Source organism: Nocardia sp. NBC_00416 (assembly GCF_036032445.1).
GTDB lineage: Bacteria > Actinomycetota > Actinomycetes > Mycobacteriales > Mycobacteriaceae > Nocardia.
The window spans coordinates 6746465-6763326 of sequence record NZ_CP107932.1 but is presented as its reverse complement, the minus strand read 5'-3'; the positions used below and the strand labels follow the sequence as shown (position 1 = coordinate 6763326).

Annotated in this window: 1 protein-coding gene; it reads right to left on the bottom strand. The window is 71.3% G+C overall.

The features are described 5' to 3' along the window. Positions 1–49: 49 nt before the first annotated feature. Positions 50–16801: a type I polyketide synthase gene (locus tag OG804_RS29350; RefSeq protein WP_328391872.1), complete on the bottom strand. Its 16752-nt coding sequence runs from the start codon at positions 16799–16801 to the stop codon at positions 50–52. Positions 16802–16862 lie beyond the last annotated feature (61 nt).

Sequence of the window (16862 nt, the reverse complement as noted above, 5' to 3'; positions counted from 1 at the left end):
TGTTCGCCGGCAGCCACGTCACACCAGGGACTGCGGCCGGCGGCGCCGGTCATCTCGGATCGACATCGCGCCCCGGATCCATCGCCGGCAACTGCGGATCGGCGCCGTTCACAGCGCCTATCCACTGCCGGATATGTGTCGCCACCTCGCCCGCGGCCCCGTCGAGCACGGACAGATGGTCGGCGGTGATCCGCACCGTCGGACCGGCGTGCTGCCAATCCGGCACCGGTACCGCCATATCCGACAGTCCCGGCATCGGGGTGGTGGCCCGCAGCAGCAGCGTGGGTTCGGAAATCGGCTCCGCCCCGCGGCCGCCGTAGACCTGGCCGTAGTGCGCCATCACCACCAGGCCACGATCGTCGACCGTCACCAGTTCGTGGCTGAAGGCCACTTCGAGTGCGCTGCCGAACACCTCGAGGTTGTCCGCTTCGCTGTCGGGCGAATAGGTGTCGATCATGGCGACACCCCTCGGCGCCCGTCCGCGTTCGGCGAGCCGGCCGGCGAGCCCGTGCGCGATCGCGCCCCCGATCGAGTAGCCGACCAGCACGAACGGATCCGCCCCGACCGTGTCGAGGGTGGTGTCGGCGAGACAGTCCAGCAGGGCATCCCAGTGCGGCGGCAACGACTCCCCCGGGCGCGTACCGGGCAGCCAGAGGGCGGTCATCCCGAACTCGGCACCGAGCTCCCGGGCCAACCGGCCGAACTGGTGCGGACCGTTGCCGACCACGAACGACGGGACACAGATCAGCTTCAGCCCCGCCCCGCCGCGCGCCAGCAACATCGGTTTCGGCGCGACCAGTCGATCGGCCGATTCGTCCAGATCGACGATCAGCCGGCCGGTCTGCATCAGCACCGGCAGGGCGACCTTCGCGTCACCACGCCGGAGCGCCTCGGTGACCAACCCGGTGAGAATCCCGGGCGCACTCGATCCCGCCGCCGGCGCGGCCCCGCCCTCGACACCGACGAGACCACCGATCTGCTCGGTCAGCGTCTCGGCCACGGCGGCCGGGGTCGGATATTCGAACACCAGCGTGGACGCCAGGGTCAGTCCGGTGATCGTGGCGAGCCTGTTGCGGAATTCCACACCGCCCAGGGAGTCGAACCCGAGTTCGGTGAACAACGCGTCCGGGTCCACTTCGTCGGCCGAGGCGTGGCCCAGCACGGTGGCCGCCAGCGCCCGGACCTCGTGCAGCACCAGGTCGTAACGTTCGGACTCGGCAACGGCAGCCAGCCGGCGGGCCAGCGATCCCTTGTCCTCGGCCGACAGCGCCGCCACCGGAGCGCGCACGATATCCCGGAACAGGCTGGGCAATGCGCCGGTGCCGGCGAGCTCACTGAGCGCGGGCATGTCCAGCAGCGCGGTCAGCACCAGGGCGTGGCCGGTGCCGAGTGCCTTGTCGAACAGTTCCATGCCCGGTTCTGCGGTGATCGGCACCAAGCCGAGCCGGGTGCGGATCTGGCGAACGATCTGCTCGGCGCCTTCGCCGCCGAGCGCGCTGCCCATGCCGACGGTCCACAGTCCCCAGGCCAGCGAATGCGCGGGCCGGCCGGATTCGCGACGCTGATGAGCCAACGCGTCCAGGAAGGCATTCGCCGCCGCGTAGTTGCCCTGGCCCTGGCCGCCGAGCAGCGGCGCGGCCGAGGAGAACAGGACGAAGGCCGACAGCTCCGCATCCCGGGTGAGTTCGTGCAGGTTCACCGCGGCATCGGTTTTCGGTCGCATGACCCGATGCACCTGGTCGGCGGTCAAGGTCTCGATGGTGCCGTCGTCGATCACACCCGCGGTGTGCACCACCGCGGTCAGCGGATACTCGGCCGGCACGGTGCGCAGCAGGTCGCCCAATGCCGCGCGATCGGCCGCATCGCAGGCGACGACCCGCACCTGGGCACCGGCCTCGGTGAGGTCGGCGGCCAGTTCTTCCGCACCGTCGGCGGCGGGCCCGCGCCGGGACACCAGCAGCAGCCGCCGCACCCCGTGCTCGGCCACCAGGTGCCGGGCCAACAACGCGCCCAGGCCACCGGTGCCACCGGTGATCAGGACCGTCCCGGTGCCGAACGACACCGGTTCGGTGTCCGCCACCGCCTTGACCATCCGGGGCACCAGCGCCGCGGAATCGCGTACGGCGACCCGGGGTTCACCGGCCGCGGCGACCGCGCGGATCAGATCCGCGCTCGGCGCGGTCCGCTCGTCGAGGTCGAGCTGGACGATCCGGCCCGGGTATTCCGCCTGCGCGGAGTCGATCAGGCCGGCGACCGCCGCACTCGCCGGGTCGCCGGGCTCGCCGGGCAGACCGGCGGCGCAGCGGGTGAGTACCACCAGGGTCGCGCGCTCGGTGCGTTCGTCGGCCAGCCAGTCGCGCACCAGCGTCAGCGTGGCGCTGACACGGAGCCGCGCGACCTGGGCCAGGTCGCCCGCGCCTGTTTCCTCTCCGGAATCCCAGACCACCGATCCGGGTAGATCCGGGGCGGCGGCCAGCGCGGTGAGATCTCGGTGGGTACTCACCGATCCCGGCACCGGAGCCGAGCCGAGCACTGCCACCGCGGTTCCCGGCCCGGCGGCCGGGAGCGGCACCGGCTTCCAGCTGCGGGTGTAGAGCGGGCTGGAGGTGGCCCGGGACCGATTCAGCGTCTCGATATCGACCGGGCGGGCCAGCGCGGCGGCAATGGTCAGGACGGGTGCGCCGTCGGTGTCGGTGAGGTCGAGCCGGGCGGTATTGGTCTGGTCGGTGACGCTGATCCGGACGCGTACGACATCGGCACCCGCCCGGTACAGCCGGATCCCGGTGTAGGAGAAGGGCAGCGGAACCCGGCCCGGATCGTCGAGCCGGTCCAGCGACGGGTGGATACTCGCGTCCAGCAGCGCCGGATGGATCCGGTACCCCCGAGCAGCGGCGCTGTCGGGCAGCGCCACCTCGGCATACATCACCTCGCCGGCACTCCAGGCCGCGCGCACACCCTGGAACGCCGGACCGTAACCGAAGCCGATCGACGCCAGCTGTTCGTACAACTGGCCGGGGTCCAGCGACCGGACCCCGCTCGCCGGCACCTGTCCGTCCCACGGCGCGTCACCCGGAACCGAGCCGGCCGGGGCCAGCGTGCCGATCGCGTGGGTGATCCAGTCGGCCTCGTCGGGAGCCCCGACAGGCCGGGAATGGATCACGAACCGCCGGCGGCCGGTGGTGTCGGCCGCCTCGACGACGACCTGCGCGTCGAGCGGGGTGTCGTCGTCGAACAGCATCGGCGACTCGAGCACCAGTTCCTGAATCGTGTCCATGCCCAGATGGCTCCCGGCGTGCAGCGCCATCTCCACGAAACCCGTGCCCGGGATCAGCGCCGACCCGAACACCACGTGATCAGCCAGCCACGGATGGGTGCGGGTGGAGAAGCGGCCGGTGAACAGCCATTCGTCCCGTCCGACCACCGGCACGACCTCGGTGAGCAGATGGCCCGAAACCGGCCGGGCGGCTTCCGGTCCCGGCTCCAGCCAGTACCGCTGATTCTGGAAGGCATAGGTCGGCAACGCGATCCGACGGGTGTCCCGGCCCGCGAACAGCGGATCCAGCACCACCGGCAGACCCGATACCCGCGCCTGCGCCAGGAATGTCACGAACTGCGTGCCCTCGTCGGCTGTGCGCCGGGCGGTGGCCGCCACCAGCGACTCGGCGTCGGTGTCGGCCAGGCATTCGCGGGTCGCCGCGGTGAGCACCGCGTCCGGCCCGATTTCCAGGAAACGCCGGACTCCGGCAGCGGCCAGCGTTTCCACGCCGGCGGCGAAGCGGACACATCCGCGCACCTGGTCCACCCAGTACTCCGGGTCGGTGAACTCACTACCCGCGACGGTTCCCGAGAGGGTGGAAACGATCGGGATCGAGGGCGCGCGATAAGCCAGAGACTCTGCGACCGAGCGGAATTCCGCCAGCATCGGGTCCATCAGCCCCGAGTGGAACGCGTGGCTCACCCGCAGCCGCGAGGTTCTGATCCCCGCCTCGTCCAACAGCTTCGCGACCGTGTCGACCGCGTCGGCGGTTCCGGAGAACACCACCGAGAGCGGGCCGTTCACCGCGGCGATCGACAGGTCGTCCCGGCTGCCGTCCAGCAACCGCTCGGCGCTTTCCTCGGTGGTCGCCGCCGCGAGCATCGCCCCGCCCTCCGGTAGCGCACCCATCAGCCGGCCGCGTGCGGCCACCAGTGCGCAGGCGTCCGCCAGCGACCACACCCCGGCCACCTGCGCGGCCGCGAGCTCGCCGATGGAATGCCCGGCCAGCATGTCGGGAACGATCCCGAACGATTCCACCAGCCGGAACATCGCGACCTCGAAGGCGAACAATGCGGGCTGGGTGAACTCGGTGCGGCCGAGCAGATCCGCCCGGTCCGCGTCGAACATCAGCTCCCGGAGCGACCGCCCCAGCAGGGGATCGAACCGGTCACAGACCTCGTCCAGTGCGGCGGCGAAAACCGGGAAGTCGCGATACAGCCCCGCCCCCATTCCCGCCCGCTGCGCGCCCTGGCCGGTGAAGAGGAACGCGGTGCGACCCGTGCGCGCCTTCCCGGACGCCACCCGCCCGGCCGACGCGCCCGACGCCAACTCCGCCAGGCCGTTCAGCATCGCGTCGCGGTCGTGCCCGATCACCGCGCCGCGCCAGTCCAGCTGCGCTCGGCTGTCGACCAGCGAGGAGGCCACCCGCCACAGATCATCGGACTCCGGGGCGGCGGCCAGCCACTGCCGCAATCGATCGGCCTGCGCACGCAGACCCGCTTCGGATTTCGCCGACACCAGCAGCGGTACCGCCGCCACCCGCACGTCCGCGTTCGTATCGTCCGGCCCGGTCCGCCCGGGTGCCGGCCGGGTCTCGGCGGGAGCTTCCTCGAGCACCACGTGTGCGTTGGTGCCGCTGATACCGAACGACGAAACACCGGCCCGGCGCTTGCGCCCGGCCGCGGCGGGCCACGGCTCGGGCTCGGTCAGCACCCGCACTGATCCGGCCGACCAATCCACCTGCGGCGAGAGCTCGTCCGCGTGCAGGGTCTTCGGCAGGATACCGTGGCGCATGGCCTGCACCATCTTGATCACGCCGGCCACCCCGGATGCCGCCACCGAGTGCCCGATATTCGATTTCAGCGACCCGATCCGCAGCGGTTCGGCCCGATCCTGCCCGTACGCCGCGATCAACGCCTGCGCCTCGATCGGATCACCCAACGGCGTACCCGTACCGTGCGCCTCCACCGCATCCACATCCGCCGCCGACAACCCCGCCGACGCCAACGCCGCCGCGATCACCCGCTCCTGCGACGGACCATTCGGCGCGGTCAAACCATTGCTCGCCCCGTCCTGGTTGACGGCGCTACCACGAACCACCGCCAGCACCTCGTGCCCCAGCCGCCGCGCATCCGACAACCGCTCCAACACCAGCACACCCACACCCTCGGACCAGCCCACCCCATCCGCGGCCGCCGAAAACGCCTTACACCGACCGTCCGACGCCAGCCCCCGCTGCCGGGCGAAGTCGACGAAGAACTCGGGGCTGCCGGAGATGCTGACGCCGGCCGACAGCACCAGCGACGTCTCACCGTTGCGCAGCGCCTGGCACGCCAGGTGCAAGGCAACCAGCGACGACGAGCAGGCGGTGTCCACGGTCATCGCCGGACCCTGCAGCCCGAGAACATAAGCGACGCGCCCGGAGATCACGCTCTCGGAGTTCCCGGTCATCCGGAACCCTTCGTTCTCCCCCACGACCCGCTCGCCGTAACCGGACGGAGTGGCGCCGACGTATACACCGGTATCGCTGCCCCGCAGCGATACCGGATCGATACCCGCGTCTTCCAGCGACTCCCAGGCGGCTTCCAGCATCAGCCGCTGCTGCGGGTCCATCGCCGTCGCCTCACGCGGGCTGATCCCGAAGAAGCCGGGGTCGAAACCACCGGGGTCGGCGAGGAAACCGCCCTCACGCACGTAGGTGGTGCCGGGGACATCCGGGTCCGGGTTGTACAGCCGGTCCAGATCCCAGCCCCGGTCAGTGGGGAAACCGGAGATCACATCGGTGCCTGCGGCCACCAGGTCCCACAGCTGTGCGGCGGAGGAAACGCCGCCGGGATAACGGCAACCGATTCCGACGATGGCGATGGGCTCGTCGGTGCGGCCCTGGCGCAATGCCCTGGGGGCCGGCTTCCGCGCACTGGGCGCGTCATCGATCATCGATACCAGCAATACCGCCACCGCCCGCGCGGTCGGATGGTCGAAGACCAGGGTGGCGGGGAGCGGCAAACCGGTGGCCTTGGCGAGCCGATTGCGGAATTCGACCCCGGCCAGGGAGTCGAAACCCAGGTCGGTGAACGGCATATCCGGCTCGATCGCCTCGGCCGAGCCGTGCCCCAGCGCCGCGGCCGCGGTCTCGCGCACCACCGTCAGCGCGACCTCGTCCCGTTCGGCGGCCGCGACGGTGGCCAGTCGTCCGAGCGGCGTCGCGTTCGGCGGGGACCCGGGCGCGGCCACCAGTGTGCCCAGCACGTTCGGCAGCGAACCCGCCCGGGCGAGCTCGGTCAGTCCGGCGATATCGAAATCGGCGGCCACCGCGAAGGCGTCCGGCGCCGCGACAGCGGCGTCGAACAACAGCAGTCCGGCCGTGTTCTCCAGCGGCCGTAAACCCATCCGGCGCAGTCGCGCCAAGCCCGGCGCACCGAGTTCGCCGGTCATCCCGGTGCCCGCGTTCCACGGGCCCCAGGCGATCGATACGGCCGGTAGCCCAGCCGTGGTCCGCAGCGCCACCATCGCATCGGCGAAGGCATTCGCGGCCGCGTAGTTGCCCTGGCCCGGCGCGCCCGCCACCCCGGCCATGGATGAGAAGACGACGAACGCCGATACCTCGGCAGATCCGGCCACCTCGTGGAGCGACCACAGCCCGTCGACCTTGGGCCGGAACACCCGATCGATCTGCTCGTCGGTCAGGCTCTCGACAGTGGCGTCGTCCACCACCCCGGCCGCGTGCACGATTCCCGACAACGGGAACTCCGGCGGCAGCTGTGCCAGCAACTGTGCCAGGGCATCTCGATCCGCCACGTCACAGGCGGCCACCTCCACCTCGGCCCCCAGCGCGGACACCTCGGCGACCAGCTCCGGCACCCCGTCGGCGTCGCGGCCCCGGCGCGAAACCAGCAGCAGCCGGCGCACCCCGTGTACCGCGACCAGATGCCGCGCCACCAGTGCGCCCAGACCGGTGGTGCCGCCGGTGACCAGCACCGTGCCCGTGCCGAAAGACATCGGCGCGGAGTCCGTCGCGGCAGGACGGCGACGCACGCGCGGCACCGAGAGAGCGCCGTCGCGTACCGCCAGCAGCGGCTCGTTCGCGGCGAGGGCGGCCGCTACGATCCGCCGGTCGAGCTCGCCGTCCCGGTCGAGCAGGACGATCCGGCCCGGATGTTCGGCCTGCGCACTGCGCACCAGTCCGGCGATCGCCGCCGCCGCCGGGTCGGGTGATTCCCCGGCCGGCCTCATCGCCCGGTGCGTCACCACCACCAGCCGGGTCCGGGACGCCCCGCTCTCCGCCAGCCAGGATCGCATCAGACCGAGCGTCTCCCGGACGCCGCGCCGGGCCGTTCCGGGCATCGTCTCGACGGCGTCGGCCACAGTCGCGGCGACATCGGCCACTGCCTCGGCAGCCTCGGGCACTGTCTCTGCGGCACCGGCCACCGTCTCGACGGCATCGGGCACCGTCTCGGCGAACCACACGACCGCATCGGGCGCCGCCGGCCCCCGCGCCGCCTCGGCGGCCGCACCGATATCGGTGAATCGATGTGCGGCCCCGGCGATATCGGCCCCGCCGAGCACCGCCACCGTCACCTCGGGCACCTCGGTCAAGGCCGGGACCGGCAACCAGTCCAAGCCGTACAGCGGCAACGCGCCCGCCGAGCGGACCCGCTCCACCGTGCGCCGCTCGACCGGATGAACCACGACCGAGTCGACACTCAGCACCGGTTCGCCGGCTTCGCCGACCGCTTCCATCCGGATCCCGTAGCCACCGTGCCAGTCGATCCGCAGCCGCAGCGGCCCGGAACCGGTCCGGGCCAACCGCACGCCCGCACAGCGCACCGGCAGCGGAACCCGGTCGGCGGGAACGTCGTCCATGACGAAGTCGAGCGCCGGGTGCAGGCAGGCGTCGAACAGCGCCGGGTGGATACCGAAGCCGCCCGTCTGGGGGATCACCGCGTCGTCGAGCGAGACCTCGGCGAACATCTCGTGCCCACGCCGCCATGCCGCGCGTACCCCGCGGAATACCGGTCCGTATTCCATACCCAGGCCGGAGATCCGGTGATACAGGTCCGCCACCTCGAGCTGTTCGGCGTGCTCCGGCGGCCAGACCTCGGCCCATCCGGTGCCGGTATCGGGTGTCGTGTCGGCTTCGGCCAGCACACCACCGGCGTGCGCGACCCAGGCCTCGGCGTCCTCGGTCCGCTCCGGCCGGGAGTAGACGGTGAAGCGGCGGCGGCCGTCCGGCCCGGCCTCCGCCACCGCGACCTGGATGTCCACCGGGTTCTCGGTGAGCACCAGCGGAATATCGAGCAGCAGTTCCTCGATCACCCCGGCGCCCAGGCGCGCCCCGACCGCGGATGCCAATTCCAGATAGGTGGTCGCCGGCACCACCGGCGTGCCGAACACCAGGTGCTCGGCGACCCAGGGCTGGCCCGGATCGGACAGCTTTCCGGTGAAAAGCCACTCGTCCCGACCGGCCACCGGCACGGCCTCGGTCAGGATCGGATGGCCGAATCCGCCCGTGGCGGCCGGGCGACCGGCAGGCAGCCAGTAGCGCTCCCGCTGAAACGCGTAGGTCGGCAGGTCGACCCGCGCCGGTAGGCGGTCGGCGAACAGTGGCGCCCAATCGACCTCGATACCCGCACTGTGCGCCCGGCCGAGGAACGCCAGGAATTGCGTCACCTCGTCGGCGCCGCGCCGGCCGGCGGCCGCCACCAGAGCCTTCGATTCCAGGTCCGCGGGCAGGCACTGCCCGGTCATCGTGCTGAGTACGGCATCCGGTCCGATTTCCAGGAACCGCGTCACCCCGCTGTCCACCAGATGGTCGACGCCGAGGGCGAACCGCACGGTATCGCGGATATGACCCACCCAATACATCGGATCGGCGAATGCTTCACCGCCGACGACCCCGAACACGGTGGACACCACCGGAAGCAGCGGACGGCGGTAGTTCACCCCGGCCGCCACACTCTCGAACTCGGGGAGCATCGGCTCCATCAATCCGGAGTGGAAGGCGTGGCTCACCCGCAGCCGGGACACCCGCACGTCCTCGGCCGAGAGCAGCGCCTCCAGCTGCGCGACAGCTTCCTCGGTACCGGAGAACACGACCGCCGACGGACTGTTGACGGCGGCGACCGACAGCCGCCCGCCGAAGGGGGCGACGATCTCGTCCGCGCGCGGCGCCGTGATCGCCGCCGCCAGCATCGCGCCGCCCGGCGGCAACGCACCCATCAGCCGGCCGCGCGCCGCCACCAGCGCACACGCGTCCGCGATCGACCACATCCCGGCCACATACGCGGCGACCAATTCGCCGATCGAATGCCCGATCAGCACATCCGGACCGATGCCGAACGACTCCACCAGCCGGAACAGCGCCACCTCGTAGGCGAACAACGCCGGCTGGGTGTACTCGGTCCGATGGATCGAGTCCGGCTCGGCCGCACCGAAGACGATCTCCTTCAGGCCGGTATCACTGCCGAGCTGTCGATCGAATTCGGCGCAGATCTCGTCGAAGGCGGCGGCGAAGACCGGGAAGGCCGAATACAGTCCGGCACCCATGCCCGGTCGCTGGGCGCCCTGCCCGGTGAACAGGAAGGCGATCTTGCCGTCGACAGGTGTGCCGTCGACGACGCCCACGCCGGTCGAACCGGTGGCCATATCCGCCAGCCGCGCCAGTGCCGACTCCCGATCCCCGGCGACGACCACTCCGCGCCGGTTCAGCCGGGAGCGAGTTGTCAGCAGCGCGTGCGCGATATCCGGTAGTTCCGCGTCCGGGTGCGCGAGCAGCCAGTCGCGTAACCGCGCCGCCTGGGCGCGCAGCCCCGGCGCCGACTTGGCCGACAGCAGCAGCGGCACCGCTCCCGCCGCCGGACCGCGGCCGTCGGCTACGGACACCGCCGAACCCGCCGGTCCGGCCGGTGCTTCCTCGATGATGATGTGTGCGTTGGTGCCGCTGATCCCGAACGAGGAGACCCCGGCCCGGCGCACCCGGTCCGCCGAACCCGGCCACGACCGATCCTCGGTGAGCAACCGCACCGCCCCGGCCGACCAATCCACATGCGGCGACGGCGCGTCCGCGTGCAACGTCCTCGGCAGCACCGCGTGGCGTAGCGCCTGCACCACCTTGATCACCCCGGCCACCCCGGCGGCCGCTTGACTGTGCCCGATATTCGATTTCAGCGACCCGACCCACAGGGGTTCGGCCCGATCCTGCCCGTACGCCGCGATCAACGCCTGCGCCTCGATCGGATCACCCAACGGCGTACCCGTACCGTGCGCCTCCACCGCATCCACATCCGCCGCCGACAACCCCGCCGACGCCAACGCCGCCGCGATCACCCGCTCCTGCGACGGACCATTCGGCGCGGTCAAACCATTGCTCGCCCCGTCCTGGTTGACGGCGCTACCACGAACCACCGCCAGCACCTCGTGCCCCAGCCGCCGCGCATCCGACAACCGCTCCAACACCAGCACACCCACACCCTCGGACCAGCCCACCCCATCCGCGGCCGCCGAAAACGCCTTACACCGACCGTCCGGCGCCAGCCCCCGCTGGCGCGAGAACTCGGTGAACAGGAACGGTGTCGACATCACCGCGGCGCCGCTGGCCAGCGCCATCGAGCATTCGCCCTGACGCAACGCCTGAGCGGCCAGATGAATGGCCACCAGCGAGGACGAACACGCGGTGTCCACGGTGATCGCCGGCCCCTCCAGGCCCAAGGAGTACGCCACCCGCCCGGAGGCGACACTGCTCGCCGAACCGGTGCCGATGTACCCCTCGACACCGGCGCCCGACGCTTTGGCGATCTCCTCGTAGTCCAGGTACGAGACGCCGGTGAACACACCCATATCGCTGCCCCGCAACGACGCCGGGTCGATTCCCGCGTGTTCGAGCGCCTCCCACGATGCCTCCAGCAGCAGCCGCTGCTGCGGATCCATCGCCGCCGCCTCCCGGGGGCCGATACCGAAGAATCCCGCATCGAAATGGCCCGCATCGGTGAGGAACCCGCCGTAGCGCAGATAGGAGGTCCCCGGGTTGTCGGGGTCGGGATGGAACAACCGGTCCAGATCCCAGCCCCGGTCCGTCGGGAAATCGGTGATCGCGTCGGTTCCGGCGGTCACCAGATCCCAGAGCTGGGCGGGCGATTCGACGCCCCCCGGATAGCGACAGCCCATACCGACGATCGCGATCGGTTCATCGGTCCGGACCCGGCGGACCACCCGGCTCACCGGTCGAGCCGACTCGAGCTCACCGACCCGGGACAGCACGAATGCGGCCACCGCCCTGGCGGTGGGATGGTCGAACACCAGCGTGGACGGCAGTTGTACGCCGGTCGCCTTGCTCAGCCGGTTGCGGAACTCGACGCCGGCCAGCGAATCGAAACCCAGTTCACTGAACGGCGCGCCGGGATCGATCGCGGCGGCGGAGATGTGCCCGAGCACGCCGGCCGCCTCCGCACACACCACCGCGAGAACAACGGCCTCGTGCTCGGCCGGCTCGGCAGCCGCCAACCGGCGAGCCAGTGAGCCGGTGGTATCCGCCGCCCGCCGCACCGGCACGGTCACCATCGCGTGCAGTACCCGGGGAAGCGAGCCCTCGCGTGCCCGCGCCGCCAGTGCCTCGGTGTCGAAATCGGTGGCGACGACCGTCGGCGCGGCCGCAGCGGTCGCCTGATCGAACAGGGCCAGTCCGTCGGCGGCAGCGAGCGGGCGTATCCCCATCCGCGCCATCCGCGCCATCGCGGTGTCGTCCAGCGCACCGGTCATACCGCTGCCCTGGTTCCAGGAACCCCACGCGATCGACACCGCGGGCAGGGCCGCCGCGTGCCGTCGGGCTGCCAGCGCGTCCAGGAAGGCGTTCGCCGCAGCGTAGTTGCCCTGCCCCGGTGATCCCGCGACACCCGCGAGCGAGGAGAACAATACGAAGGCGGCCAGCTCCCGGTCACGGGTGGCGTCGTGCAGATTCCACGCGGCATCCGCTTTCGCCGCCAGTACCCGGTCCAGCTGTTCGGCGGTCAGGGTTTCGACGGTGCCGTCGGCGAGAACGCCGGCCGAATGGATCACCGCGCTCGGGGCGAATTCGCCGTTGAGATCCGTTAGCAGCGCCGCCAGCGCGGTGCGATCACCGACATCGCACGCGGCCACCCGCACCTGCGCACCGGCCGCGGCCAGCTCACCGACCAGCTCGGGCGCCCCGGGGGCGCGGTCGCCACGGCGCGAGACCAGAACCAGGCGACGCACTCCGTGCGCCGCCACGAGATGCCGGGCCACCTCGGCACCCAGCCCACCGGTGCCGCCGGTGATCAACACCGACCCCGTGCCGAAGTCCGGTACCGCGGATCCGGCCCGGCCGGACCGGCGTCGCAGCCGGGGCACATACCGCACACCGTCGCGGATCGCCAGCTCCGGTTCTTCCGAATCCGCCGCGGCGGCGACCGTTTCCTCATCCAGGTCCGCGCCCGGCGCCACGTCGAGCAGCACGAACCGGCCCGGGTATTCGAACTGCGCGCTGCGCAGCAAACCGGCCACAGCCGCTCCGGCCGGATCCGGCGATTCGCCGGATATCGCGGCGGCGCCTCGCGTCAGCACCACCAGCCGAGCAGCCGACAACCGGTCATCGGTCTGCCACCGACGCAACAGCTCCAGCGTCGCGGCGACCTCGGTGTGCGCGCGAGCGACGATATCGTCGGCACCGGAAACACCGCCGACCGGGGACCATACGACGACCTCGGGAATCGTCTCCGCGGCCAGCAGCTCGGCCACGTCGGCGAACCGGCCGCCGACCCCGGAGACCGCGCCGGATCCCAACACCGCCACCGACACCGTCGGATCGCCGGACCCCGCCGACACCGGCACCCACTCGACCTCCACCAGTGACGGACGCTCTCTGGCCGCGCCGCGCAACACTTCGGCGTCCACGGGACGGGAAGCCAGCGAGTCGAGACTCAGTACCGGAGCACCCGCGTCATCGACCGCGACGAGCCGGATCCGGTCGGATCCGGTCAGCATGACGCGCACCCGGACAGCCGTCACCCCGGTGCGGTACAACCGGACCCCACCGAACGAGAACGGCAGTGGTAGCCGGCCCGCCGGCAGCTCCCGCGCGAGTTCGGCGATCGCCGCATGGAACGCGGCGTCGAACAACGCGGGATGGATGGCGTAGGAAGCCCCCGTACCGGCGTCGTCGGTCAGCGCCACCTCGGTGAGCAGATCCCCGCCGTCCCGCCAGATCGCCTGTAGTCCCTGGAACGCCGGGCCGTAGCCGAACCCCAGATCGGCGAGCTGGTCGTAGAGCGCGTCATAGGCGACCGGCTCCGCCCCGGCGGGCGGCCAGTCCCCCGGCGTCTCGGCGGCGACCCAGGTCGGGACGGCCTCGGCAACGGGGACCAGCACACCACTGGCGTGCGTACTCCACTCGCCACCGGTGACCTCGTCATCCCCGGCCGCGCGGGAGTGCACGGCGAACCGGCGCCGGCCCGCTTCATCGGCGGGTTCCACACTCACCTGGATATCCGCCGGAGCATCGCCGGTCAGCACCAGCGGGTTCTCCAGCAGCAGCTCCTCGACGGAACCGGCGTCCAGCCGCGCCCCCGCCGTGAGCACCAGCTCCACGAACGCGGTACCCGGCACCACGACCGAACCGAATACGCTGTGATCGGCCAGCCAGGGCTGATCGCCCGCCGAGATCCGGCCGGTGAACAGCCATTCGTCCTTGCCCGCCAGCGGAACCACACCGGTCAGGATCGGGTGATCGGAAGTTCCCGGCGCCGCCCCCCGGCGCAGCGGCTCCAGCCAGTACCGCTGCCGCTGGAACGCATAGGTGGGCAGCGCTACCCGGCCGATCTCCCGGCCGGCGAACAAGGGACGCCAGTCCACCTCCAGGCCGGCGGCGCCGGCCTGGGCCAGCATGGTGACGAACTGGGTCACCTCGTCGCCCGATCGCCGGGACGCGGCCACCACCAGCGACTCGGCCTCCACCCCCGGATGGCCGGCCAGGCATTCGCGCGACGTCGCCGCGAGCACCGCGTCCGGTCCCACCTCGACGAACCGTCGTACTCCGGCAGCCACCAGCGCATCCACCCCGGGTGCGAACCGGACGCAACCGCGGACCTGGTCGACCCAGTAACCGGGATCGGTCAGCGCCGTCGCGGCGATACCGGCGGACACATTCGACACCAGCGCCGGCGACGGCTGCCGATAGGTCAACCGCTCGGCGACAGCCCGGAACTCGGCCAGCATCGGATCCATCCGAGCCGAATGGAAAGCATGGCTGACCCGCAACCGCGAGGTCCGCACACCTTCGCCGGAAAGCCGGCGCTCCACTTCCTCAACCGCGTCGGCGTCACCGGAGAGCACCACCGAGGCGGGACCGTTGACGGCGGCCAGCGCCAGCCGATCCCCGAAAGCCGTCACGATCTCGAGCCCACGCTCCTCGGTGACGGCGGCGGCCAGCATCGCCCCGCCCGCCGGCAGCGCACCCATCAACCGGCCCCGGGCCGCCACCAGCGCACAGGCGTCCGCCAGCGACCAGACACCCGCCACATACGCCGCGACCAGTTCCCCGATCGAATGCCCCGCCACCAGGTCCGGCGCGAGACCGAACGATTCGACCAGGCGGAACATGGCCACCTCGAACGCGAACAGGGCCGGCTGCGTCCACTCGGTCCGCTCCAGCACACCCTGCGGATCGGCGAACATCACCTCCCGCAGCGACCCGCCCAGCAGCGCGTCGAATTGTCCGCATACTTCGTCCAGTGCCTGTGCGAAAACCGGGAACGCCGTGTACAGACCGGCACCCATCCCCACCCGCTGCGCACCCTGACCGGTGAACAGGAAGGCCGTCTTCCCGGAACCCACCGAGCCGGTCACCACCGCCGGCGACGCCGAACCCGACGCCAGATCCGCCAGCCCCGCCAGTAATCCGGCCCGGTCCCGGCCCACCACGGCGGCCCGCCGCGCGAACCGGGTCCGATGTTCCAGCAGGGCCGACGCCACACTGGGGAGGTCGGCGTCCGGATGGCCGGACAACCACCGGCGCAGCCGCTCGGCCTGAGCCCGCAGGGCAGGTTCGGATTTGGCCGACACCACCAGCGGGGTCACCTCGGTGGACACGGCGGCCGGCGAATCCGCGGGACCTCCGGTCTGGTCCGCGACCGGTTCGGCAGCAGGCGCCTCCTCCACGATCACATGCGCGTTGGTGCCGCTGATCCCGAACGACGAAACCCCCGCACGTCGCACCCGCGCGCCGGCCGGCCACTGCTCCGCCTGTGTCAGCACGCGCACCGTGCCCGCCGACCAATCCACATGGGGCGACAGTTCGTCGACGTGCAGCGTCTGGGGCAGTTCCGCGTACCGCAACGCCTGCACCATCTTGATCACCCCGCCCACCCCGGCGGCCGCCTGACTGTGCCCGATATTCGACTTCAGCGTCCCGATCCGCAGCGGTTGCGGGCGGTCCTGTCCGTAGGTCGCGATCAGCGCCTGCGCCTCGATCGGATCGCCCAGCGCCGTACCGGTCCCGTGCGCTTCCACCGCGTCCACATCGGCGGGTCCCAGCCCGGCCGCCGCCAGCGCCGCGGCGATCACCCGCTCCTGGGAGGGGCCGTTGGGTGCGGTCAACCCGTTCGACGCACCGTCCTGGTTCACCGCTGAACCGCGGACCACCGCCAGTACGTTGTGCCCGAGCCGCCGGGCATCCGACAACCGCTCCAGAACCAGCAGCCCGACCCCCTCGGACCAACCGGCCCCGTCCGCGGCCGCGGAGAACGCCTTGCACCGGCCGTCCGGCGCCAGTCCCCGCTGCCGCGCGAACTCGACGAACAGCTGGGGTGTCGACATGACCGTCACGCCGCCGGCCAGCGCCATTGCCGTCTCGCCACGGCGTAGTGCCTGGCAGGCCAGGTGGATCGCCACCAGCGAGGACGAACACGCGGTATCCACCGTGATGGCCGGCCCTTCCAGGCCGAGCGTGTAGGCGACCCGCCCGGACACCACGCTGCCGGAAGTACCGACCCCGCCGTAGCCTTCGGCGGCCGGACCGGCCGCTCGCGCGGTGTGGTCGTAGTCCTGGTACATGACACCGGCGTAGACACCCGTGTCGGAGCCGTGCAGAGACACCGGATCGATCCCGGCGTCCTCCAACGCCTCCCACGCCGCTTCCAGCAGCAACCGCTGCTGCGGATCCATCGCGGCCGCCTCGCGCGGGCCGATCTCGAAGAAGCCGGCATCGAAATCGCCTACGCCGCGCAGGAAGCTCCCGGACCGGGTGTAGGTCTTGCCGAACCGATCCGGATCGGGGTCGTAGAGCCCGTCCACATCCCAGCCGCGGTCCCGGGGGAACTCGGTGACGGTATCGCCGCCGGAGCGGACCAGCTCCCACAGCTGGTCGGGCGACTCCACACCACCCGGGTAACGGCACGCCATGCCGACGATCGCGATCGGTTCGTCGAGCTTGTCGCGCAGCCGGGTCAGATCGTCCCGGGTGGTGAGCAATTCGACCGTTACCTTCTTGAGGTACTCCAGCGTGCGGTCGGACGAGGCGCTGTTGTTGGTGTCCACGTGTCACATCCCGGTTTTCAAGGTCGGCGGAGAAACCCGGGGCGTAACCACGTCGGGTTCG